We start from the raw sequence: 22,483 nt of genomic DNA, 5'->3' as shown, positions 1-22,483 counted from the left end.
CAGGATAGCCGATGACACGTCGTGTCGTCAGGTGTACAGTGATGACGGAGCCCTGATGGCATGTCGTGTCATCATCACCCTCCAGCAATCACTTCACGGGGAGCCCACATGCCAACGAACACCGCAGCCTGGCTGCCAGCACCCCGCGCGGACCTCGTCGTCGGTCCGGCCGCGATGCACGAACCCGGCCCGGGCGAACTCCTCATCCGGAACCGAGCGGTCGCGGTGAACCCGCTCGACGACGTCAAGCAGCGGACCGGGAACCTCATGTACCGGTGGCTGCCGGTGCCCGCCGTGCTCGGTGAGGACGTCGCGGGCGAGGTCGTGGCCGTCGGGCCGGGCGTCCGTCGCTTCGCGGTCGGCGACCGCGTCGTGGCCTACGCCGTCGGCATGGAGCGCGGTCGGCGGCATGCAGCTGAGGGCGGGTTCCAGCAGTTCACCGTCGTGCGGACGGACCTGGCTGCCCCGATCCCGGACGGTCTGCGAGACGAGGACGCCGTCGTCCTGCCGCTCGGGATCTCCACGGCCGCGACCGCCCTCTTCCAACGCGACCACCTCGCGCTCCCGCACCCCGCGGAGCACCCCACCCCCACCGGGACGACCGTCGTCGTCTGGGGCGGCGCCACGAGCGTCGGCAGCAACGCCATCCAGCTCGCGGTCGCATCCGGCCACCGGGTCGCGACGACCGCCTCGCCGCACAACCACGACCGGATGCGCGAGCTCGGTGCCGACCTCGTGTTCGACTACCGCAGCCCGACCGTCGTGACGGATCTGGTCGACGCCCTCCGTGGCTCCTCGGTCGTCGGCGTCCTCGCCGTCGGGACCGGCTCCGCAGAACCAGCCGTCGCCGTCGCCGCCGCCACCGGGGCACGCCGCGTCGCACTCGCGAGCCCGTCGGTGTCGTTCGGGTCGCTGCCTCGTCGGGCCGGCCCGAGTCTGACGTTCGTCCGCACCATGACCCGACTCGTCGCGGCCAACATCGCGCTCCAGGTCCGTGCCCGTCGGGCGGGGATCTCAGCGCGGTACGTGTGGGGCAGCTCGCTCATGACCAACGAGGTCGGGCCGATGCTGTGGGAGGACTACCTGCCGGGCGCGCTCGCCGGCGGACGATACGTCTGCGCGCCAGCCCCCGAGGTGGTCGGCGACGGCCTCGAGGCGATCCAGCCGGCCCTCGACCGACTCCATGGCGGCGTCTCAGCCCGCAAGCTCGTCGTGCGGTTGTGAGGCGCGGGACCGTGACGCTCCGCCCTCACACCTCCCAGACCGAGCGGTAGTTCCGCACGGCGAGGAGCGCCGACAGCTCCGCGTGCACGCTCATCGTCTTGGCGAGACCAGGTCTCAAACCTCCCAGGTCGAGCGGTAGCTCCGCTCGGCGAGGAGCGCCGACAGCTCCGCGTGCACGGTCATCGTCTTGGCGAGACGTTCGGCGCGGTCCGCCTTCAGCACTTCGGGACGCTCCCAGTCCCGCTCCGACAGGTAGGCCGTGTACGGGTTGATGACGCACTTGAAGTCCAGCATGAGCGACTGCCCGAGCGTGGCCGTCGCCATGTAGCTGTGCGGCAGGCCGGCGGCGCAGACGAAGGTCACGACCTTGTCGAACCAGGCGGCGACCCTGCCGTCCTCACCGGTCGCGCCGGTCGCCTCGATGAGCGACTTCACCGTCGCGGCCGGTGCCCAGTTGTAGACCGGGAAGGCGAGGACGACGCCGTCGGCAGCCGTGATCAACGCATGCAGCCGACGGAACGCAGGGGTCGCGAAGACCCGGTCGTTGTCGAACGGCGGCAGTTCCATCTCGGCCAGATCGATGACGGACGAGTCATGACCCTGCTCGCGCAGCAGCTCGCTGCTCGCCGAAGCGAGGGTCCGGCTCCGACTCGCCGGATCGAGGCTGCAGGAGATCACGGGCAGGTTCAAGGCGACCATCCCTCTACGCTAACCCGCCTGCCCACGCCCCGAGCGCACCGGGTGTGCGAGGGTGGAACATGCTCTCGCCGCAGTCCCTCAGTGAAGCCGACCGCCGTCTCGTCCGTCACGCCGCCAGGCGCGGCATGCATTGCACGTAGACCTTGTAGGGTCTACACTGAACCCGTGTGGAGCGTGGACCTCGAACCGATACAACATTGGTTGACGTCTCTCGACTCGGATTCCTACGAGCAGGTCATCGCCGCGATCGAGCTGCTCGAGGAGCGCGGCCCGCAACTGGTCGTCCGATCGTAGACACGGTGAAGGCTTCCAGACACAAGAACATGAAAGAGCTGCGGCCAGGCTCGTCAGGGCGATCCGAACTGCGGATACTGTTCGCCTTCGATCCTCGGCGGCAGGCGATTCTGCTCGTGGCCGGCGACAAAGCCGACAACTGGAAGTCCTGGTACACGAAGAACATTCCCGTCGCAGACGATTTGTTCGACGCCCACGTACAACGAATGAAGTCCGAAGGAGAGTGAGCATCATGGCTCTGACACGTGAGCAGCTTCTCGCGGAGCGCCCTGTCGACCGCGAACGCGTGGATGCCCACAAAACCCGGATGCTTGGTGAGATCCGAGCGCATCAGCTGCGGGAACTGCGTGAAGCAATGGGTCTGACGCAGATTCAGCTTGCCGAGCGCATCGGTGTCGGACAGCGCCAGGTCTCCAAGATCGAGCATGGAGACCTCGACAACGCGAAGATCGGCACGATCCGGAAGTACCTCGAGGCCGTCGGCGGCGGCTTGGTCATCGAGTACGTCTCTGGCGACCAGCGCGTCCAGGTCGCCTGACGGAGGAGGCCCCAGCGCTTCGCGGCCCAATCGCCGTAACCGGTGACACCCCACGGTAGGCCCGGCGGGTGTGCGAGGGTGGAGCATGCTCTCGCCGCAGTCCCTCAGTGAAGCCGACCGCCGTCTGGTCGCCTCGTGGGCCGCCGATTGCGCCGAGCGGGTGCTGCCGCTGTTCGAAGCGGAGGCCCCGGACGACGATCGTCCGCGTGACGCGATCGCCCGCGCCCGGGCGTACGCGAGTGGCGAACTCGACACCGCCGGGGAGATCCGCCGACGCTTCGTCGCCAACCAGGCCTCGCAGGTGGTGACCTCGACCGCCGCCAAAGCCGCCGCGTGGTCGGCCGGGCAGGCATCAGGTGTCGCGCACATGGGCGCCCACGCGCTCGGCGCCGCCGCCTACGCGGCGAAGGCCGCCGAGTTGCATCAGGCCGGAGCCGGCACGACCGAGATCGCCTGGCAGCTCGAGCACCTGAGCGACCCGGCCCGCACGGCACTGCGCCTCCTGCCGGCACTCGGCACCGATCCGTCAGGGCCGCTCGGCACCGGACTGCTGGCTTCGGGGGTGCTCGGAGACAACATCCGCGCCATCCAGAACGGCTTGCTCCGACGACCCTGCCGCCGGGACGTCACGACGCTCGAACTCGTCGGCGGCCCCGAGCCGGTCCGGGTCGAGTTGCACGACGCCGACCCGGAGTGGCCCGAACGGTACCTCGAGCACCGACAGCGCATCCTCGACGCGATCGGCGCGAGCGCCGTCGCGATCGAGCACATCGGCTCGACCTCGGTGCCCGGACTCGCGGCGAAGCCGATCGTCGACCTCGTGGTCGCCGTCGAGGACATCACGGCGGAGGAGGACTACCTCGACCCCCTGCTCACCGCCGGCTACGTGCTGCGCGTCCGTGAACCCCGCCATCGGATGGTCCGGACGCCGGAGCGCGACGTCCACGTGCACCTCTACGAGCAGGGCGCCCCGGAGATCGACGAGTACCTCCTCCTCCGCGACCATCTGCGTTCCGACGCCGACGACCGCGCGCTGTACGAACGCACCAAGCGGGAGCTGCTCGGTCGGTCCTGGAACGACATGAACGACTACGCCGATGCGAAGACCGAGGTCATCCTCGCGATCAAGGCGCGGGCGCGCGCAGCCCTGAGCCGCTGATTCGCCCGAATCTGCACGATTTCGGCTCGGTTTCCGACGATTCCGGGCGACTCAGGGACGTGCGGCCGCACGCACCGGCGGGATGACGACCCCAGTGAGGACCGCCGCCGTCTTCACGCCGACACAGAGGCTGATGAAGACCGTCAGCGCCGCCGTGACCGCTGAGCCCTCGAGCGTCGCGAGGGAGACCAGCCCGACGGTGCCCGGCACGAGCATGAGCAGGGCCGGCTGGAACGTGACATTGGACGGCACCGCCGCCGAGTACCGCTCGACGATGCGAGCGACGACGAACACGAGCCCGGCGGTGAGCCCCGTCGCGACCGCGTTCCCCACGAGCGGGGCGAACAGGACGATGCCCGCGTAGGTCAGCGCCATCACACAGATGGTCAGCAGCGTCAGCGAGCGGCCCGAACCGAACGCGATCCCGATCCCGGCCGCGAGCATCACGACGCCGATCCACGTGAACCACAGCGGCGGGACCGACTCCCACCCGACGAGGTCCGAGCTCCCGCGGACCACCTGACCGACGAGCGCCGTCGAGTCGGGGTCGATCGACAGGCCGGTGAGCAGCGCCCCGGCCGAGATCCCCGCCGCCATGAAGGCGAGCACGATGAGCCCGTACATCAGGCGCGCCGAGCCCGTCACGATGTCCGTCGCGGTCAACTCCAGCAGGGCGTTGGTGATGAGCGCGCCGGGCACGAGGATCGCGATCGGCGCGCAGACGGCGAACAGCGGCACGGGGCCGAGATCCATCGCCGATGCGAGCGTCCCGACGAGCGTCGTCGACACGAACGCCGTCACGAAGGGGGCGATCGCGACCGCTCCCCGCCACCGCGCCAGGAGGGTGATGACGAGGCCGACGAAGGCACCGACGAGCATCGATGCGACGATCGCCCACCATGGGCAGCGGAAGAGGAGCGCGAGCCCACCCGCGAGCAGCAGATTCCCGACCACCCAGTGCATCGACGCATGCGGGCGCGGCGTCTCCCGGATCGACTGGATGCGGGCCGGCAGGTCACCGACCGGCCAGTGTCCGAGCTCGAGTTCGCGCATGAGCCGGTTCGCCCTCGCCGCGCCGCGGAACGAGAGCTCGCCGTGCGTGTTGCCGGCAGCGAGCACCGCGCCGGTGCGCACGTCGTTCACGATGATGAGCTGCGGCAGCACCGAGAAGGCCAGGCCCTCGTCGCCCGACGCGACCGTGGCGCGCTCCAGGGAGTCGCGGACGTCGGTGACGGAGGTGCCTGCATCGAGGAGCAGGCAGCCGAGCGCGCTGTAGGCGTGCGCAGCGGTCCTGCGGTGCTCCTCGGTCGCGGTGTCGTCACTCATCACGCCAACGGTACGCGAGATTCGAGGGGTGCCGGCGGCGGCCCCGGACCTCAGCGGCGGTTGCGGAGCCCGACGGCTCCGGCCACACCGAAGTACAGGCCGGCGAGGATCGGGACGATGACGATCCACCAGAAATGGAAGCCGTACTCGCCGTGGGCGTTCGCGATGGCGACCGGGATGAGCGCCACCCCGAGCACGACAGCCACGATGCCGATGCCGAGCGCGAGTCGGGGTCTTCCCGGAGTGAATGAGGCCATGGGGAGACGCTAACCCCGCGGAGCCCCCGGGCCTCGGGGGATATCCCCTGCGCTCGCGCGACGCAAGCGCTTGTCCGGCCGCCGACACGCTGGCATCCTCACTGTCACGCCGCTCGCACGCGGCGTGGAGCGCCGAGGAGGCAGCATGGCAGACGTACGAGTGGGCGACCGCGTGTCGTGGGGCACCTCCCAGGGACGGACGCAGGGGAAGGTCGTCGAGCGGAAGACCGCGGACTTCCAGTTCGACGGCCAGCACTTCACGGCGTCGAAGGACGAGCCCGCGTTCATCGTGGAGTCGGAGAAGACCGGCGCGAAGGCCGCGCACAAGGGCTCCGCGCTGCGCGTCCTGAAGTCCTGAGGCCACGACGCCTGGCGGCCCGACGCACAGACACCCGGACGTCCACGACGGACCCCGGCTGGGCGTAGCGTTGGCGCATGACCGTCGTGATCGCCTTCCTGGCCAACATCGTCGTCGCCATCGCCAAGTCCATCGTCGCCGCGCTCACCGGGTCGGCGTCGATGCTGGCCGAGGCCGCGCACTCGTGGGCCGACGCGGGGAACGAGATCTTCCTCCTCATCGCCGACAAACGGGCCGACAAGCAACGCGACGCCGCACATCCGCTCGGCTACGGCCGTGACGCGTACATCTTCTCGCTGTTCGCCGCCTTCGGGATCTTCACCGTCGGTGCGGTCGTCTCAATCCAGCACGGCATCCAGAGCCTCACCGCACCGGAGGCGATGGAGAACTACGCCCTCAGCTACCTCGTGCTCGGCGTCGCCTTCCTCCTGGAGGGCTTCTCCTTCACCCAGTCGATCCTCGAGGGCCGGCGCACGGCGAAGAAGTACGGCCGCGGCTTCTTCGACTACATCGTGAACGGCTCCAACACGACGCTCCGCTCAGTGTTCTTCGAGGACTCCGCAGCGCTGCTCGGCCTCATCATCGCCGGCGCCGGCATCGGCCTCCACCAGGTGACCGGCGATCCTGTCTGGGATGCGATCGGGTCGATCGCGATCGGCGTCCTGCTCGGCGGGGTCGCGCTGCTGCTCATCAACCGCAACCGGCGCTACCTCCTCGGAGCCTCACCGAGCCCGGCGTATCGCGCGCAGACCATCACCGCGCTCCTGTCGCACCCGGAGATCGAACGGGTCACGGCGCTGTACCTCGAGTTCAGCGGACCGGAACGTCTGTTCCTCGTCGCGTCGGTCGACCTCGTCGGAGACGACCGCGAGAACGACGTCGCGCGTCAGCTCCGCCGACTCGAGGGCGACCTCGAACAGGACGAGCTCATCGGCAAGGCCGTGCTCACGCTCTCGGTGAGCGACGAGCCGTCGATCACCATCTGAACCCTGACTCGCCCGAAACTGCTCGAAAGTCTTGGATTTCCGTGCAGTATCGGGCGACTGAGTGCCGGCTCACGCCATGCAGGGGGCCCACTCCTGGTTGGAGAGTTCCCGCTGCTCGTTCTCGGTCTGCAAGAGCCAGCCGGTCTTCGTCGCGCCTCGGTACTGTCCGCTCACCAGGTCGGCGCACCATGAGCGACCGTCGAAGGCCCACCGGACGAAACTCGCCTCGCTCCCCTTGCGCAGGAGCGGGCGTTCGCGTTCTACCTGACTCATGTGTTCCATCTCGACCGTGGCTGACATATCTTCCAACCGTATCGAGGAACGTCTTCGGTGAACAGACTGCTTGCGTTTCGCGGCCGGTTGCCCGAAAATACCCGGTCGCGCCCGGAAGCGGCGTCCTTCGACACGCTCGGAGATCGGGTGCAGCGGTCGTTCAGCCCACGAACACGCGGAGCGCCTCGTCGCTGAGCACGCGGTCGGCGAACACCAGGCGCACGGCATCCGGATCCGGGTTGCCCGCGTCGGGGCCACGCCACACGACCTCCAACCCCGCCCGTTCGGCAGCCCGACGTGAACCCTCGTTGTGCTCCAGGAGGAACGCCACGACGGGCAGATCCGGTGCCGACGCCGATGCCGCGGCTCGCGCGGCCGCGATGAGCTCCTGTGCGTATCCGCGCCCCCAGGCCGCGGGCGCCAGACGGTAGTAGAGGTTCCAGGCGACCCCGCCACGCAGGCTCGGGCCGCCGATGCCGACCAAGGCACCCGTCGCGGTGTCGCGCGCCACCCACACGTCGAGACCGTTCGCCTCCCAGCCGGCCTGGTACCGCTCGATCAGCTCACGAGTCTCGGCGAGCGCCGTGTGTCGGGCGGACGGCAGGTGCGTCCAGACCGCGGGGTCGGCATGGAGGTCGTGGAGCTCCGGCAGGTCGCGCTCGGTGGGGCGGGCGAGCGTCAGTCGTTCCGTCAGGGTCGGCGGAGTCGCGTCGGTCATGCCGTCCATTCTGCTCTGGTCGGCGACTGGCACCAGTCGATACCCTGTGCCCATGGCTGCGAAGAACGAACCGATCTCGGCACGCGCGTGCGCGATCCTCAGTATCGCGATCGCCGCGTTCTCCATCTACCTCGTCGCGTCGACGGCGAGAGACGGCGGGTCATGGACGTTCTCGGTGCTCGCCTGCTTCGTGCCCCTACTGTTCGCGGTCCAGGGCATCAGGATGAGTCGCCAACCCGGCGCCCCCTGGCCCACCTTCAGCCTCATCGGGTCGATCGTCGGCGCAGCACTCGGGCTCGTGTCCTTCGGTGCCTTCGCCTGGTTGCTCGTGCGCTCCTGAGCAGCGGTGTCAGCTGAGCGGCACGATCGCGTCGATCTGCACGAGCGCATTGCCCTGCAGCACGTTCACACCGATCATCGATCGTGCCGGAGGGGCGTCGGTGAAGGATTCACGGTACACACGATCGATGGTGGGGGCGAGTTCGATCAACATGGGCGTATAGATGGTGAGCTTGATCGCCTGGGAGAGGTCGGCCCCAGCAGCCCGACAGATGGCGTCGAGATTCGTCAGGCACTGTCTCATCTGCGCGCTGACCGCTTGCGGACCACCGCCGAATGCCGGGTTCAGGGGCCGAGGCAGCATCTGACCAGTCGCCGGATCGATCGGAAGCTGACCCGACACGTAGAGCACACCGTCGTGCGCGATCGCTTGGCTGGAACCCCCAGGGGACCAAGGTGCGTTCGGAGTGAAGATCACGTTACGTTCCACAGGTCGCTCCCCCGGGCTTGATGTCAACCGCACTGATCCCGACATCCTACGGCGGGGCACCCCCTGACTCGCATATGCCTGGTCGCTCGTTCGATCCTGTGCACAGCGACGCCGCGTAGAGTCGTCCCCAGCACCGACGGAGGAGGCCCATGCGACTGCATGTCGAGGAACGCGGGCACGGCCCGGTCCGGATCGCCCTCATCCACGGGTTCCTGGCCGACGGAGCCGCCTGGACCGACGTCGTCGCAGCGTCCGACCCGGAGCGGTACACGTTCCTGCTCGTCGACCTCCGCGGTCACGGGTCCAGTCCGCGAGCCGATCGGCCCCGGGGTGAGCGGTACGACATCGCCTCGCTCGCTGCCGACCTCGTCGACACGCTGCCGACCGGCCTCGACGCGATCGTGGGCCACTCACTCGGCGGGCGGCTCCTCATCGACATCGTGGGGCCACTCCGCCCGGCGCACGCGATCTACCTCGATCCCGGGTTCGGCCTGAAACTCCCCGGACGCGGCCTCGGAGCCCGCCTGTTCTGGAGCATCCCAGGGCTGCCACGGCTCCTCGCCTGGTTCTACGACCGCACGGACCCCGCGACGGGTCCCGCGAACGTCGCGCTCGCCGAGGCCGCCCATGCTGCTTGGGACCGCTCGATGATCGCAGAGGTGCTGCACGACGTCGCCGCGAACCCGGTGACGCCGTCGGCACCGCTCGTCCCCTCGACGCTGGTGCTGTCGGACGACGCGAAGCTCGTCGTTCCGCGAGCGGACGTCGAGCAGTACGAACGGCTCGGCTGGACCGTCACGCGGTTCCCGGGGATCCGCCACGACATGGCGGCACTCGACGGCGCACGCACCTTCGAGGTGATCCAGGCCTCGCTCTGAGCCGGCTCAGGGACCGAAACCAACCGAGCCGCCTCCTCGGTCACTGAGCCTCCTTCTCCGGTCACTGAGCCTGTCGGAGTGCACACGGAGGACACCCCTTCGACAGGCTCAGGGACCGGGTGGGTCGCCCAGGGACCAGGTGGGTCGCTCAGGGACCGGGTGGGTCGCTCAGGGACCGGGTGGGACAGGAGCACCTGTGCAGAGTGCTGGTTCGAGGATCGAATTCCTGCATCATGCACATTCTGCTGCGGGCGAGCCGTCAGTAACGTTGCCGCCACCCGCACCGCTCCCTCCCCCACTTCTGGAGACCAGCATGGCTCGCATGGCACACGCAGACGACTTCGCCCTGTCCCGCGTCCGTCCCGACGCACAGAAGCCCTGGTTCGGCATCGCCGTCCAGCGCTTCGGACAGGTGTCGGCCCTGTCCCAGTTCCTCCTCGGCGCCACCCTCGGCTACAGCATGACCTTCGGCGAGGCGTTCCTCGCCCTGCTCCTCGGCTCGATCATCCTCGAGGTGATCATGTGCATCGTCGGCATCATCGGCCAGAAGGAGGGCCTCAACACCGCCCTCCTCGCCCGCTGGACCGGCTTCGGCGAGATCGGCGCGTCACTCGTCGGACTCGCGATCGGCATCAGCCTCATCGGCTGGTTCGGCATCCAGAGCGCGATCTCCGCCGAGTCGCTCGACGCCCTCCTCCCCGGCTTCATGCCGGTATGGGCCTGGAGCCTCATCTTCGGCCTCGCCGTCACCGCCATCGTCGCCTACGGGTTCAAGGGCATGCAGTGGCTCGCGAACATCACCGTGCCGCTGTTCCTCATCCTCGTCGGCTGGTCGATCATCAGCGAACTCACCCAGCACGACTTCATGGAACTCGTCACGGGCCCGGCACCCGGGCCCACCATGAGCGTCTGGGCCGGCACCGGCATCGTCGCGGGCGGCCTCATCGTCGGTGCCATCATCACCGCCGACATGACCCGCTTCAACCGGTCCCGCGCCGACGTCATCAAGCAGACCGTCGTCGGCGTCTCGCTCGGTGAGTTCGTCATCGGCCTCTCCGGTGTCCTGCTCGCCCACGCCGCAGCCTCGGGCAACGTCGTCGCGATCGTCACGTCGTCGGTCGGGCTCATCGGCCTCATCATCGTCATCACCGGGACGCTCAAGATCAACGACTGGAACCTGTACTCGTCGACGCTCGGGCTGGTCAACTTCATCTCGACCGCGTTCGGCAAGAACCTCAACCGCGTGACCACCACCATCGTGCTCGGCGTGGTCGGCTCCATCCTCGCGGCGGTCGGCATCCTCGGGCAGTTCTCCGGCTTCCTCATCATCCTCGGCGTCGCCTTCCCGCCCATCGCCGGCATCATGGTCGCCGAGTACTTCATCGTGAAGCGCTGGCGCGGCGAGCTCGACGAGACCCGCGCCTCGGGCCGCCTGCCCACGACCGCTCCGCGCATCGTCCCAGCGACCATCATCATCTGGGCCGTGTCCGCGATCACCGGCTACTTCGTCACCTGGGGCATCCCCGCCGTCCTGTCGCTCATCCTCTCGATGGTGCTGTACATCGCCGCCGGCAAGCTCGGCCTGGTCCGCGGTGTCGGCGTCGCCCACACCTCCCAGATCGAGGCGGACGTGACGACGGACAGCCCGGCCACCGCCTCGAGCTGACCCGCGGGACGCCCGTTCCGTCGCGCCAGACCGTTCCATCGCACACCGCTCCACCGCACCAACAGAAAGCGAACCCCTCGTATGCACATCGGTATCGATGTCGGCGGCACCAACACCGACGCCGTGCTCATGGACGGCACCACCACCCTGGCGGCCGTCAAGCACGCGACCACCCCGGACGTGACCGACGGGATCGTCCAGGCGATCGGCGAACTGCGGAGCGGACACCACTTCGACGGTGAGCAGATCACCGCGGTGATGATCGGCACGACGCACTTCATCAACGCCCTCGTGCAGGCCAAGCGGCTCGCACCCACCGCGGCACTGCGCCTCGGGCTCCCGGCGACCCGCGCACTCCCGCCGCTCGTCGACTGGCCGGCGGAGCTCGTCGAGGCGATCAGCGCACGCAGCTACCTCGCGCACGGCGGCTACGAGTTCGACGGACGCCCCATCTCGCCGATCGACCCCGACGAGCTGCGGGCACACGCCGAGGACATGCGCGCGAACGGCATCCGCTCGGTCGCGATCTCCTCCGTCTTCAGCCCCGTCAACCACGACCTCGAGGTCGAGGCGGCGCGGATCGTCGGCGAGGTCCTCGGCCCGGACGTCGCCATCTCGCTCTCGCACGAGATCGGGCGCATCGGCCTCCTGGAGCGCGAGAACGCGACGATCATCAACGCAGCCCTGCGCGAGCTCGCCTCGGAGATCGTCGACGGGCTCACCGCCGCCGTCCGGAAGCAGGGCATCGAGGCGCCCATCTTCCTCAGCCAGAACGACGGCACGCTCATGGACGAGGACTACGTGCGCCTCTACCCGGTCGCGACCTTCGCCTCCGGCCCCACCAACTCGATGCGCGGGGCGGCACTGACGAGCGGACTCGCAACCTGCGCGGTCGTCGACATCGGCGGCACCACGGCGGACATCGGCCTGCTCATCAACGGCTTCCCCCGCGAGACGGCGAACGAGGTCAAGGTCGCCGGCATCCGTACCAACTTCCGCATGCCCGACGTCCTGTCCATCGGCATCGGCGGCGGCAGCATCGTCGACGAGGAGACCGCCGAGGTCGGGCCGGCGTCCGTCGGGTACAAGCTCATGACCGAGGCCCTCGTCTTCGGCGGCAGCACCCTCACGGCGACGGACATCGCCGTGGCCGCCGGTCGCGCGTCGATCGGCGACGCCTCGAAGGTCGCCCACCTCGACCCGGTCTTCGTGGAGCGCGTCCTCGAGCGGATCGGCGAACGCATCGCCGAGGCCGTCGACCGCATGCGCACCTCCCCCGAGCCGATCCCCGTGGTGGCGGTCGGCGGCGGGTCGATCCTGCTCTCAGACGAACTCCCCATCTTCGGCGCCGTCCACCGGCCCGACAACTACGCCGTGGCGAATGCCATCGGTGCTTCCATCGCGCAGGTCGGGGGCGAGATCGACAAGGTCTACGCCATCGAACCCGGCCGGCGTGAGGAGGCGATCGCCGAGGTCCGTGCCGAGGCGATCGACAAGGCGATCGCGGCCGGCGCCTCCCCCGCGTCGGTCGCGATCGTCGATTTCGACGAGGTCCCGATCCCCTATCTCCCCGGGAACGCCACGCGAATCCGGGTGAAGGCCGTCGGCGACCTCGACATGGGAGGCCTCCGATGAGCTGGACCATCTCGGCCGAGCTCATCCCCGGCCTCGCCCGCGGAGCCGCCGTCCTCGGGACCGGCGGTGGCGGCGACCCGTACATCGGCGCGCTCCTCGCCGCGCAGGCACTCCGCGAGCACGGCGACGTCACCGTCGTCACCCTCGACGAGGTCCCCGACGACGCGCTCGTCCTCACCGTCGCGATGATGGGCGCCCCGACCGTCATGGTCGAGAAGCTGCCGAGCCTCACCGAGGTCGTCGCACCGGTCCACGCCCTCAGCGCGTCCCTCGGTCGCCCGGTCACCCACATCGCGTGCGCCGAGGTCGGCGGCGTGAACTCGACCATCCCGATCGCCGCAGCCGCAGCGCTCGGACTCCCCCTCATCGACGCCGACGGGATGGGGCGGGCCTTCCCCGAGCTGCAGATGGTGCTCCCGACCCTGTACGGCGTCGACGCCTCCCCGCTCGCGTTCAGCGATGAGAAGGGCAACACCGGCGTCCTCACGACCGTCGACAACAGCTGGACCGAACGCATCGCCCGCGTCGCCTGTGTCGAGATGGGCTGCTCGGTCATGATCTCCGGCTTCCCGATGTCCGGCGCGCAGGCCCGCGAGGCGCTCGTCGCCGACTCGCTGTCGCTGTGCCGCGAGATCGGCGACGGCATCGAAGCGGCCCGAACCGAGAAGGCCGACCCCGTGGAGCGGACCGTGCAGTTGCTCGGCGGTCGCGAGCTGTTCTCCGGCAAGGTCGTCGACGTCGAGCGCGCGACCACCACCGGGTTCGCCCGAGGTCGCGCACGGATCGACGGCGTCGACGCGAGCCTCGAGCTGTCCTTCCAGAACGAGCACCTCATGGCGGCGCTCGACGGCGTCACCCTCGTGACGACGCCCGACCTCATCATGGTGCTCGAACACGACTCCGGCGAGCCCATCACCACCGAGGGGCTCCGCTACGGACAGCGCGTCCGCGTGATCTCGGCGCCGAGCGACGACCGCTGGCACAGCCCTGAGGCGCTGGCGATGGTCGGGCCGGGGTACTTCGGGTACGAGGTGCCGTCGCACCGCTTCGACGGCACGGCTGAGACGCCTGCGCCTGACGCGCCGGAGGTCGCCGCATGAGCTGGACGCTGACCGCGGACGACCTGCCCGACCTCGCCCGAGGCGCCACGCTCCTCGGGACCGGCGGCGGTGGCGACCCGTACATCGGCATGATGCTCGTGAAGCAGGTGCTCGGCGATCGCTCCATCACGATCCTCGACCCCGACGACCTGGACGACGACCTCTTCGTCATCCCCACCGCGCAGATGGGCGCTCCGACGGTCATGGTCGAGAAGATCCCTGCCGGGTTCGAACCGACACTCGCCCTGCGGACGCTCGAGGAGCACCTCGGGCGCACGGCCGACGCGACCATGCCGATCGAGTGCGGTGGCATCAACTCGATGATCCCGCTCATCGTGGCCGCCGAGACCGGGCTACCGGTCGTCGACGCCGACGGCATGGGCCGGGCCTTCCCGGAGCTCTCCATGGAGACCTTCGCGGTGTACGGCGTGCACGGTTCGCCCCTCGCCATCGCCGGGGAACGCGGGGAGCGCGTGATCATCGACACCGGCGACGACGACCGACAGATGGAGTGGTTGGCGCGCGGCATCGCGATCCGTCTCGGCGGCGTCGCCCACATCGCCGAGTACGCGATGAGCGGGGCGGACGTGCGTCGCACCGCGGTGCCGCGGACGATCTCGATGGCGCTGGCCCTCGGCCGGGCGATCCGGGTCGCGCGCGAGGAGCACCGTTCACCGTTCGCCGCCATCGCCGACACGCTCTCCACGACGCTCTACTCGCACGTCCGGGAGCTGTTCGTCGGGAAGGTCGCCGACGTGGAGCGTCGCACCACCGAGGGCTTCGCCAAGGGCACGGCCGTCATCTGGTCGGCCGACCCGTCGAGCTCCGAACGCCTGGAGATCTCGTTCCAGAACGAGAACCTCATCGCTCGGTGGAACGGCGAGGTCGTCGCGATCGTGCCGGACCTCATCTGCATCGTCGACCACGAGACCGCCGAGCCGATCACGACCGAAGGCCTCCGCTACGGGCAGCGCGTCCGGGTGCTCGGCATCTCGACGCCTGCCCTCATGCGCACCCCGGACGCGCTGCGCGCCTTCGGACCGACCGCGTTCGGGCTGACGGAGCCGTTCGTCCCGGTGGAGGGCGAGGCGATGGCTGCGGAAGCCGCGGATGCGTTCGCAGCTGGTCAGGCGGTCCGAGCCTAGGCTGAGGGCATGCCGACCCTCCTCGAGCACGATCGCCTCCCCGCCCTGGCGACGGGGTTCGCGATCCTGGGCTCGGGAGGTGGCGGCGCGACGACGATGCTCGAGCTGGCCCTGCGCGACGAGCACGCCTGGCCGTTCGACCTCCACAGCGTCGACGACCTCGACCCGGAGACCCCGTGTCTCGCCGTCGGCTTCGTCGGTTCCACGATGCTGCTCAGCGAGCGCCTCCCCGGCACGGATCCGTTCGGGCGGCTGATCGGGGCCGCGGAACGCTGGCTCGGACACCGCATCCCGGCCATCTGTTCGTTGGAGGGTGGCGGGGTCAACGGGCTCACCCCCTTCGCGTTCGCCGCGGGGCGGACCATCGTCGATGCTGATCTGACCGGACGCGCCGTCCCCTCGCTCGACCAGATGTCGATCCTCGTGGACGAGGTCCCGGGCATCGTCGTCACCTGCGACACCGGTGCCGGCGGGGTCGCCCTCGTCGAGACCGAGCGGGCCCTCGACATCGAACGCGTCGTCCGCGCGGCGATCGTGCAGGCCGGTGGCAGTGGCGGCATGGTGTTCGCAGGCTTCACCGTCGGCGACCTCCGCGCGCACGCCATCGTCGGGAACGCCGCCAGGGCACTCGAGCTGGGCGGCGCGTTCCTCGCGCGGATCGACGGCCCGCTGACCGCCCTGGCCGAGTCGCTGGGCGGACGGCTCCTCGCGGAGGGACGGGTCAGCAGCATCGAGCCGGACTCCCGGGACCCGCACGTCCTCACCTTCGGGATCGACGGGAGCAGTGGCGCGTTGCACCGTCTCGTCGCCCGCTCCGAGACGCTCGCGTTCATGACCGACGGACGACTCGAAGCCGCCGCGCCGGACCTCATCGTCGTGGTCGACGCCGTCTCCCGGGACATCCTCGAGGTCACGGCGATCTCGATGGCGAGACACGTCGCCGTCATCCGGGTCGACGGTCCGGACTGGTGGTCCGGCTCCCCGGAACGACTCCGTCATGTGCTCCCGTCCGCCTACGGCCTGGACGAGCTCGACGAGGTCCGAACCGACGAGGTCCCGGCATGAGCGATCGCCTGCAGTTGGGCGCGCTCCTCGCGCACCCCGACAACGGCGGCGTGCGGCTCGTCGCCGGCCCGGCCGACGCCAACTGGGCCGGCGTGGTGGTCGAGACGAACGAGGCGGCCCTCCCCGAGGACGGCGCCGGTCGACTCGCCGTGGTGACCGGCGCCCCACCCACGAGGCCGTGGCAGCAGGACGCGCTCGTCCGTCGCACCCGGGATCGTGGCTTCCTCGCCCTGGCGATCCCGGAGGCCGACGGCTTCGGAGCGGGGACGCGCGCGCTCGCCGACCGACTCGGCTTCTCGCTCCTGCACGTCGACCGACCGATGCTGCTCGCGAAGGCATGCTGGCAGCTCGTCGAGGCCCGCGACTCCCTGACCCTCGGGTACGTCCGCAAGGTCGCGCAGTCCATCGAGTACCACGCCGAGGGCCTGGCCGACCTGCTCCGCCACCTCTCGACGAGCATCGGCCACGGGATCGCCCTCATCGACAGCGAGGGGGTCCTGCTCGAGGCGGGCGGGCGGTTGCCGTCCGAGGTGCACGCGGCGATCGACTTCGGCCCCTGGGTCGACCTGACGAAGGCCGGGCGCGGCGCGGCGGCATCGGTCCGGGTGGACAGCCCGAGCCGGGAGGGCCTCCGGGTCGCGTTCTTCGGGGACGGACTCGACGACCGGCAACTGAGTGCGCTCGCGGTCGCCGCCGAGGTCGCCATGCCCGCCGTCGCCGCGCGGATCCTCATCGACGAGGTCGCCGAGGTCAGTGACGCCTCCGTGTCGTCCGGCGTCCTGCGGGACTTCGTGGACCTCCGAGGCCGCCCCGATCCCGACGTCGAACGCCGCATGCTCGAGCGGGGCTGGCGGACGACCGGCTACCACCTCGCGTTCCGCATCGTCGGCCGGAGCCGGGTGGACGCCCTGCAACTCCTCCGCTTCGTGACCGGCGCGCTCGGTCGGATCGCCGTGGACTCCCACGCGACGACGAGCGGACGCGGGGTGAGCGGCTGGCTGACCTTCGCCGAACCGCCGGAGCCACCGCAGGTGGAGCAGTACATCGCCGCCCTCCGCGACCTGCATGTGGAGGCGCGGCGTTCGTTCAACGTCGCGACGGCCGTCGGGTCGCTGGCGAGCGGATCGGCCGGCTTGACGTCATCACTCGGCGAGGCGTCCGACGCGGTGCGCATCGCCGCGAACCGGTCGACGACGGGCTGGTTCGTACGGGTCGACGGCCTCGGGCTGGAACAGCTGCTGCTCGCCTGGACCGGCAACGACACCTTCGTCCCGGCGGCGCGGTCGCTCCTCGCACCGTTGCAGACCGGCAACGGCGAGCTGCTGACGACGCTGTCCGCCTACCTCGACCACGAGTCCGCGGTCGCGCCGACGGCCGCCGCACTCGGACTGCACCGCAACACCGTCGCGACGCGGATCACCCGCGCGCAGGAGCTCCTCGGCGTCGACATGGCGGACCCGGAGGTGCGCCTCGCGCTCCACCTCGCCTGCCGCGCCGTGCGGTGAGCGTGGGTCGCTGAGTCGCCCTGGTCACTGAGCCTGTCGAAGTGCCGCCCTTCGACAAGCTCAGGGACCGAAACCCGTTCGAGACACCTTCCCCGGTCACTGAGCCGCCCCCGGTCACTGAGCCTGTCGAAGTGCACACGGACAACCCCGCCCTTCGACAAGCTCAGGGACCGGAAAGGGAGCTCAGGGACCGAAACCCGTTCGAGACACCTTCCCCGGTCACTGAGCCTGTCGAAGTGCACACGGACAACCCCGCCCTTCGACAAGCTCAGGGACCGGAAGGGGAGCTGAGGGACCGGGAGGGGAGCTCAGTGGCTCAGACCGCCGTCGCGGTGAACTGCATCCGCGGGTTCGCGTAGAACTCCTGCGCCTCGACGAGCTGCAGCTCGCGCTGGCCGGAGCGGTACGTGAGCTCGACGAGGTCGAACACACTCGACGCCGTCCGCTCGAGGGCGAGCTTCGCGTCGCGGGTCTCGCCGTAGTGCGCGGCGAACAGGGCGGCCGTGACGTCGCCCGAGCCGTTCGCCTTGAACGGCAGCAGCGGCGTCTGGACGATCCACCGACCGGCGTCGTCCACGACGAGCATCTCGATCGTCTCGGGGTCGCGGTCGGGACGCTCGACGCTCGTCACCAGGACGACCGACGGGCCCATCGCGCGCGCCAGTTCGACCGACGCCAACGTGGACTCGAGCGAAGCAGGATCGGTGCCCGTGAGGAAGCCCAGCTCGAACTGGTTCGGCGTGATGATGTCGGCGTTCGGCACGACGCGGTCGCGCAGCAGGTCGGGGATCTCCGGGGCGACGAAGCAGCCGGACTTCGCGTTGCCCATGACCGGGTCGCAGGCGTACAGCGCGTCGGGGTTCGCCGCCTTCACGCGCTGCACCGCGTCCACGATGACGTCGCCGATGCCGACGCCGCCCTGGTAACCCGAGAGCACGACGTCGATCTGCGGGAACGCACCGCGCTCCTCGACACCGGTGATGACCTCGCCGACCTGCTCGGGCGAGATGAGCGGCCCGCGCCACGCGCCGTAACCGGTGTGGTTCGAGAAGTTCACCGTGTTGACCGGGATCACCTCGACGCCGATGCGCTGGAGGGGGAACACGGCCGCGGAGTTGCCGACGTGCCCGTAGGCCACGGCTGACTGGATGGAGAGGATCTTCACGATGTCGCAATCACGATGGGGAGGCCGCCGCGGACACTGCGTTCGTGGCGGGCATGGACGGTGCCTGCAAGGACTCAACGATACTCTTCCGCCGCCTACAGAACCCACGTGCTGCGTCAACCCGTGAGCGGGATCCCCCTCGTCCGCGTCTCCGCTTCTATGCTGATCGGATGACGACTCCTGAGAGCACGACCACGCCGAGCGACACCACGGCGACCAAGACCGCCGCCGTCATCTACAACCCCGTGAAGGTCGACCTCGACGCGCTCCGGGAGTCGGTCGACCGCTCCGCCGCCGCCGCGGGCTGGGGCGAGTCGCTCTGGTTCGAGACGAGCATCGACGACGTCGGCCAGGGCGTCACCGCCGAGGCGATCGCCGCGAAGGTCGACCTCGTCATCGCGGCCGGCGGCGACGGCACGGTCCGTGCGGTCTCCGAGGCGCTGCGGGGCAGCGGGATCCCCCTCGCGCTCCTGCCCTCCGGCACCGGCAACCTCCTCGCCCGCAACCTCGACCTCACCCTGAACGACCTCCCGGGCTCCGTCGTCACGGCGTTCACCGGCGACGACAAGCCCATCGACCTCGGCGTCATCGACATCGAGCGCGCCGACCACTCGCGCGACCGCCACGTGTTCGTCGTCATGGCCGGCATGGGCATCGACGCGAAGATGATCAAGAACACCGACGACGACCTCAAGGCGAAGGCCGGTTGGGCCGCCTATGTCGACGCGATCGTGAAGTCGCTGCGCGACCCCGACGAACTGCACCTGCGGTTCCGCATCGACGACGAGCCGCAGACCCGCGCGACCGTCCACACCGTCATCATCGGCAACTGCGGCTCACTGCCGGCCAACATCCTGCTGCTGCCGGACGCGGTCGTCGACGACGGCCTGTTCGACCTCATGTTCATGCGCCCCGGAGGCATCCTGGGGTGGATCCGCATCTGGGCGAAGGTCGCCTGGGTGAACGGCGTCCTCCGTCGCACGAAGGCGGGCAAGGCCCTCGCCGGCAAGCAGAAGGACGACGGCGAGCTCCGGTACGGCACCGCGAAGCGCTTCGTCGCCCGCATGTCGAAGCCGGAGGAGATCGAACTCGACGGCGACGGCTTCGGCAAGGCCGTCGCGATCAACACCTGGATCGAGCCGGGAGCACTCACCGTCCGCGTTCCGGCCGCGGCGGAGTAGCTCGCGCCCCCTCAGCCGACTGTGGTCTGTGGGGTGACCCGCCGGGCCCAGAGCAGCACGGGGATCAGCAGGAGGGCGAGCACACCGCCCGCGATCGACAGCGCGCCGTAGCCGACACCCGCCATCACGACGCCGGACATGACACCGGCTCCGGCACCGGCGAGCGCGATGAGGACGTCGAGCGTGCCCTGGGTACGTGCCCGGTTGGCGGGCACGGTGTGGTCGACGACGAGCGCGGTGCCCGCGATGAGCCCGAAGTTCCAGCCCAGTCCGAGGAGCGCGAGCGCCAGGATGAGTAAGCCGAGCGAGTCCGCCGGCGCGAGGGCTCCCGTGACACCGGCGAGCAGGAGGGTCACGCCGGCGGCGATCGCCATCGGGGTGCGGCCGATGCGGTCGACCAGGACGCCGGTCACGAGCGAGGGGAGGTACATCGCCGCGATGTGGATCCCGATCACGAGCCCGACCTCGCCGAGGCCGTGGTGGTGGGCGCGCATGTGCACCGGGGTCATGGTCATCACCGCCACCATGGCGATCTGCGTGACCACCATGACCGCGGCACCGACGTAGGCACCGACGCCGGGACGTGGGCGTGCCGCGGTCGTCGGTGATGTCTGCTTCGACCCCATCTGCTCTGCGGCGGTCTGCTCCGCGGCGGTCCGCTCCACCTCCAGCTGCGCGAGCTCGGCGTCGAGACGGCGGGCGAGGAGGAACGGGTCGGGTCGGAGCAGCACGAGGAACGCCGTCCCGGCCGCGAGGTAGGCGACCGCGGCGAGGAGAAACGGCCCGGCGAGCGACGGCAGCCCGAGGCCGGTCGCGAACGCTCCCAAGGGTTCGACGAGGTTGGGCCCTGCCACTGCGCCGAGCGTCGTCGACACCATCGCGACGCTGATCGCCGAACCACGTCGGGCCGGGGTCGCGAGGTCGGTCCCCGCGTAGCGCGCCTGGAGGTTCGTGGCCGTGCCTGCGCCGTAGACGAAGAACGACAGGAAGAGGAGCGGCACCAGGGCGGTGGTGGCGGCCACGACCACACCGATCGCGCCGATGCCGCCCGCCGCGAATCCGAGTCCGAGCCCGATGCGCCGGCCGAGCCGCTGGGTCACGCGCCCGACGAGGAACGCGGTGAGCGCGGAGCCGAGGGTCAGGAGCGCGGCCGCGACGCCCGCGAGGCTCATGCTGCCGAGGACGTCCTGCACGAGGAGCGCCCCGACCGTCACCCCGGCGGCCAGACCGGCACCGCCGAGGACCTGGCTGATGACGACGACCGTGAGCGTCCGCCGCTGGACGCGGGCACGTTCGGCGGCGATGACAGCTCTGGCGTCGGTCTCCCGGGAGTCGCTCTCGCCGCGCTCGCTCATGCTCCGACCGTCAGCGTCGCGTGGAGATGCGACCGTAGGCGTCGACCGTCACGATGAGCGACTCGACCTTGCGGTTCACGACGCGGATGATCACGACGATGAGCCAGAGCCCGCCGGTGATGAACGTCAGGATTAGGTTCCAGAACCAGCCGATGCGCTTCTGTCGCTGCAGCACGGCCTGCTGGCCCTGCACCGACGACACCGTCCAACCGCGCGCGGCGTACCGGGCGACTTCGGCGTTCAGGACGGCGGTGAGCTGCTCCATCGGGAGCGGAGTGGAGGAGGACATGCCTCGAATCTACCCGTCGCGGGCACCGGGCCACTGAGCCCGACACCGTCGGTCCCTGAGCCCAACCCGCCGGTCCCTGAGCTTGTCGAAGGGCACCCCGGCTCCCCACGGCCGACCCCTGAACCCGACATCACCGGTCCCTGAGCCCAACCCATCGGTCCCTGAGCCCAACCCATCGGTCCCTGAGCCCAACCCATCGGTCCCTGAGCTTGTCGAAGGGCGCTCTACGATCGATGTATGCGCATCCGTATCGCCGAACCCGCCGACCTGCCTGGCGTCCTCGCCATCCACACCGACGCCGTCGCGAACGGTGTGGCGATCTGGACCGAGGTCACACCCGACCTCGCCGAGCGCGAGGCGTGGCTCGCCCGCCACCAGCAGCCGGGCCGGGTCGCGCTCGTCGCCATCGCCGACGGCCCCGACGACGCGCTCCCCGAGGGTGACGTCCTCGCCTACGGCAGTTACGGTCCCTACGCCGCGAAGGACGGGTACCGCCACACCGTCGAGAACTCCGTGTACGTGCACCCGGACGCACAGGGGCGCGGCCTCGGCAAGGCGCTCATGGTCGAGTTGCTGGAACGCGCCACGGCCGACGGCCACCACGTCATGCTCGCCCTCATCGAGGCCGAGAACACCGCATCGATCGCCCTGCACACGAAGCTCGGGTTCGAGCAGGTCGGCCTGCTGCCGGAGGTCGGGACGAAGTTCGGCCGCTGGCTCGACCTCGCCATCCTGCGCCGCACGCTCGCCTGAGCCCTCCCGCCGGTTCACAACTCCTGCTCGCGTCGGTCGTGCGTTCGCGGATCGGCTCAGCCCCGGCGTGCCGCCGCGCTCCCGCGACGAACTGCAGGAGTTGTGAACCGGCGGGAAGCTCGGCGAGGCTTCCTGCCGGCTGAGG

At 69.9% G+C, this 22,483-nt stretch carries 25 protein-coding genes; 16 read left to right on the top strand and 9 right to left on the bottom strand.

Annotated elements, in window-relative coordinates:
• The first annotated feature begins 108 nt into the window (after positions 1–108).
• Positions 109–1,224, top strand: a complete 1,116-nt coding sequence (locus CCK91_RS02300) for a zinc-binding alcohol dehydrogenase family protein (protein WP_086472679.1) — start codon at positions 109–111, stop codon at positions 1,222–1,224.
• A gap of 114 nt (positions 1,225–1,338) precedes the next feature.
• On the opposite strand, the gene CCK91_RS02295 is transcribed toward CCK91_RS02300, so the two are convergent.
• Complete coding sequence (locus tag CCK91_RS02295) at positions 1,339–1,923, bottom strand: NADPH-dependent FMN reductase (protein WP_086472678.1); 585 nt, start codon at positions 1,921–1,923, stop codon at positions 1,339–1,341.
• A gap of 287 nt (positions 1,924–2,210) precedes the next feature.
• On the opposite strand from CCK91_RS02295, the gene CCK91_RS19870 reads away from it, so the two are divergent.
• The 3 genes from CCK91_RS19870 to CCK91_RS20115 all read left to right on the top strand — a co-directional run bounded on the left by CCK91_RS19870 (position 2,211) and on the right by CCK91_RS20115 (position 3,914).
• Entirely contained in the window at positions 2,211–2,444 is a 234-nt protein-coding gene (locus CCK91_RS19870; RefSeq protein ID WP_369821869.1) for a type II toxin-antitoxin system RelE/ParE family toxin, read from the top strand.
• A 5-nt stretch (positions 2,445–2,449) separates the two neighbouring features.
• Positions 2,450–2,755, top strand: coding sequence for a helix-turn-helix domain-containing protein (locus CCK91_RS02285; protein WP_071261530.1), 306 nt, complete (start codon positions 2,450–2,452; stop codon positions 2,753–2,755).
• A gap of 85 nt (positions 2,756–2,840) precedes the next feature.
• The gene (locus tag CCK91_RS20115; protein WP_086472677.1) at positions 2,841–3,914 is read left to right on the top strand and encodes a GrpB family protein; all 1,074 of its coding nucleotides are present in this window, start codon (positions 2,841–2,843) and stop codon (positions 3,912–3,914) included.
• Positions 3,915–3,965: 51 nt separating this feature from the next.
• Here CCK91_RS20115 and CCK91_RS02275 read toward each other — a convergent pair whose 3' ends face one another.
• The gene (locus tag CCK91_RS02275; RefSeq protein ID WP_086472676.1) at positions 3,966–5,240 is read right to left on the bottom strand and encodes a threonine/serine ThrE exporter family protein; all 1,275 of its coding nucleotides are present in this window, start codon (positions 5,238–5,240) and stop codon (positions 3,966–3,968) included.
• A 50-nt stretch (positions 5,241–5,290) separates the two neighbouring features.
• Entirely contained in the window at positions 5,291–5,497 is a 207-nt protein-coding gene (locus CCK91_RS02270) for a hypothetical protein (RefSeq protein WP_085511274.1), read from the bottom strand.
• Between the two features lie 145 nt (positions 5,498–5,642).
• On the opposite strand from CCK91_RS02270, the gene CCK91_RS02265 reads away from it, so the two are divergent.
• Together CCK91_RS02265 and CCK91_RS02260 are read left to right on the top strand one after the other, a co-directional pair.
• Entirely contained in the window at positions 5,643–5,855 is a 213-nt protein-coding gene (locus CCK91_RS02265) for a DUF2945 domain-containing protein (protein ID WP_064295385.1), read from the top strand.
• 77 nt (positions 5,856–5,932) lie between these two features.
• Positions 5,933–6,841, top strand: coding sequence for a cation diffusion facilitator family transporter (locus CCK91_RS02260; RefSeq protein WP_086472675.1), 909 nt, complete (start codon positions 5,933–5,935; stop codon positions 6,839–6,841).
• A 69-nt stretch (positions 6,842–6,910) separates the two neighbouring features.
• Here the strand turns inward: CCK91_RS02260 and CCK91_RS02255 are convergent, their stop codons facing one another.
• Both CCK91_RS02255 and CCK91_RS02250 read right to left on the bottom strand, forming a co-directional pair.
• Entirely contained in the window at positions 6,911–7,114 is a 204-nt protein-coding gene (locus CCK91_RS02255; protein ID WP_124768057.1) for a hypothetical protein, read from the bottom strand.
• A gap of 160 nt (positions 7,115–7,274) precedes the next feature.
• Entirely contained in the window at positions 7,275–7,832 is a 558-nt protein-coding gene (locus CCK91_RS02250) for a GNAT family N-acetyltransferase (RefSeq protein WP_086473126.1), read from the bottom strand.
• Between the two features lie 52 nt (positions 7,833–7,884).
• Between CCK91_RS02250 and CCK91_RS02245 the strand changes: the two genes are divergently transcribed.
• On the top strand, positions 7,885–8,172 hold the full coding sequence (locus CCK91_RS02245; RefSeq protein WP_086472674.1) for a hypothetical protein: 288 nt from the start codon (positions 7,885–7,887) through the stop codon (positions 8,170–8,172).
• Between the two features lie 9 nt (positions 8,173–8,181).
• Here CCK91_RS02245 and CCK91_RS02240 read toward each other — a convergent pair whose 3' ends face one another.
• Positions 8,182–8,601 carry a RidA family protein gene (locus tag CCK91_RS02240; protein WP_159453342.1) on the bottom strand — a complete coding sequence of 140 codons (420 nt, stop codon included), beginning with the start codon at positions 8,599–8,601 and terminating at the stop codon, positions 8,182–8,184.
• 149 nt (positions 8,602–8,750) lie between these two features.
• Here CCK91_RS02240 and CCK91_RS02235 point away from each other — a divergent pair, with 149 nt between their 5' ends.
• From CCK91_RS02235 to CCK91_RS02205, 7 genes are all read left to right on the top strand, one after another.
• Positions 8,751–9,479 (top strand): alpha/beta hydrolase, encoded by a 729-nt coding sequence (locus CCK91_RS02235; RefSeq protein ID WP_086472673.1) that lies wholly within the window; start codon positions 8,751–8,753, stop codon positions 9,477–9,479.
• A gap of 313 nt (positions 9,480–9,792) precedes the next feature.
• Positions 9,793–11,145, top strand: coding sequence for a purine-cytosine permease family protein (locus CCK91_RS02230; protein WP_085511293.1), 1,353 nt, complete (start codon positions 9,793–9,795; stop codon positions 11,143–11,145).
• Positions 11,146–11,226: 81 nt separating this feature from the next.
• Positions 11,227–12,780, top strand: a complete 1,554-nt coding sequence (locus CCK91_RS02225) for a hydantoinase/oxoprolinase N-terminal domain-containing protein (protein ID WP_086472672.1) — start codon at positions 11,227–11,229, stop codon at positions 12,778–12,780.
• Positions 12,777–13,880 (top strand): DUF917 domain-containing protein, encoded by a 1,104-nt coding sequence (locus CCK91_RS02220; RefSeq protein ID WP_086472671.1) that lies wholly within the window; start codon positions 12,777–12,779, stop codon positions 13,878–13,880. Before CCK91_RS02225 ends, CCK91_RS02220 begins: the two co-directional genes overlap by 4 nt.
• Entirely contained in the window at positions 13,877–15,025 is a 1,149-nt protein-coding gene (locus CCK91_RS02215; RefSeq protein ID WP_086472670.1) for a DUF917 domain-containing protein, read from the top strand. Before CCK91_RS02220 ends, CCK91_RS02215 begins: the two co-directional genes overlap by 4 nt.
• A 9-nt stretch (positions 15,026–15,034) precedes the next feature.
• Entirely contained in the window at positions 15,035–16,090 is a 1,056-nt protein-coding gene (locus tag CCK91_RS02210; RefSeq protein ID WP_086472669.1) for a DUF917 domain-containing protein, read from the top strand.
• Positions 16,087–17,595 (top strand): PucR family transcriptional regulator, encoded by a 1,509-nt coding sequence (locus CCK91_RS02205; protein WP_086472668.1) that lies wholly within the window; start codon positions 16,087–16,089, stop codon positions 17,593–17,595. The genes CCK91_RS02210 and CCK91_RS02205 overlap by 4 nt, the downstream gene beginning before the upstream one ends.
• 316 nt (positions 17,596–17,911) lie before the next feature.
• On the opposite strand, the gene pdxY is transcribed toward CCK91_RS02205, so the two are convergent.
• The gene (pdxY, locus tag CCK91_RS02200; RefSeq protein WP_086472667.1) at positions 17,912–18,760 is read right to left on the bottom strand and encodes a pyridoxal kinase PdxY; all 849 of its coding nucleotides are present in this window, start codon (positions 18,758–18,760) and stop codon (positions 17,912–17,914) included.
• A gap of 170 nt (positions 18,761–18,930) precedes the next feature.
• On the opposite strand from pdxY, the gene CCK91_RS02195 reads away from it, so the two are divergent.
• Positions 18,931–19,941, top strand: coding sequence for a diacylglycerol/lipid kinase family protein (locus tag CCK91_RS02195; RefSeq protein WP_086472666.1), 1,011 nt, complete (start codon positions 18,931–18,933; stop codon positions 19,939–19,941).
• Positions 19,942–19,952: 11 nt separating this feature from the next.
• Here CCK91_RS02195 and CCK91_RS02190 read toward each other — a convergent pair whose 3' ends face one another.
• Both CCK91_RS02190 and CCK91_RS02185 read right to left on the bottom strand, forming a co-directional pair.
• Complete coding sequence (locus CCK91_RS02190) at positions 19,953–21,296, bottom strand: MFS transporter (RefSeq protein WP_086472665.1); 1,344 nt, start codon at positions 21,294–21,296, stop codon at positions 19,953–19,955.
• A gap of 10 nt (positions 21,297–21,306) precedes the next feature.
• Positions 21,307–21,585, bottom strand: a complete 279-nt coding sequence (locus tag CCK91_RS02185; RefSeq protein ID WP_133059912.1) for a hypothetical protein — start codon at positions 21,583–21,585, stop codon at positions 21,307–21,309.
• Positions 21,586–21,822: 237 nt separating this feature from the next.
• Here CCK91_RS02185 and CCK91_RS02180 point away from each other — a divergent pair, with 237 nt between their 5' ends.
• On the top strand, positions 21,823–22,338 hold the full coding sequence (locus CCK91_RS02180; protein WP_086472663.1) for a GNAT family N-acetyltransferase: 516 nt from the start codon (positions 21,823–21,825) through the stop codon (positions 22,336–22,338).
• Positions 22,339–22,483: the final 145 nt, after the last annotated feature.

The sequence above is a fragment of the Plantibacter elymi (nom. nud.) genome (genome assembly GCF_900177795.1).
In the GTDB taxonomy this organism is placed as follows: domain Bacteria; phylum Actinomycetota; class Actinomycetes; order Actinomycetales; family Microbacteriaceae; genus Plantibacter; species Plantibacter elymi.
The sequence above is the reverse complement of the archived record's forward strand: the minus strand, read 5'-3'. Positions and strand labels throughout refer to the sequence as shown.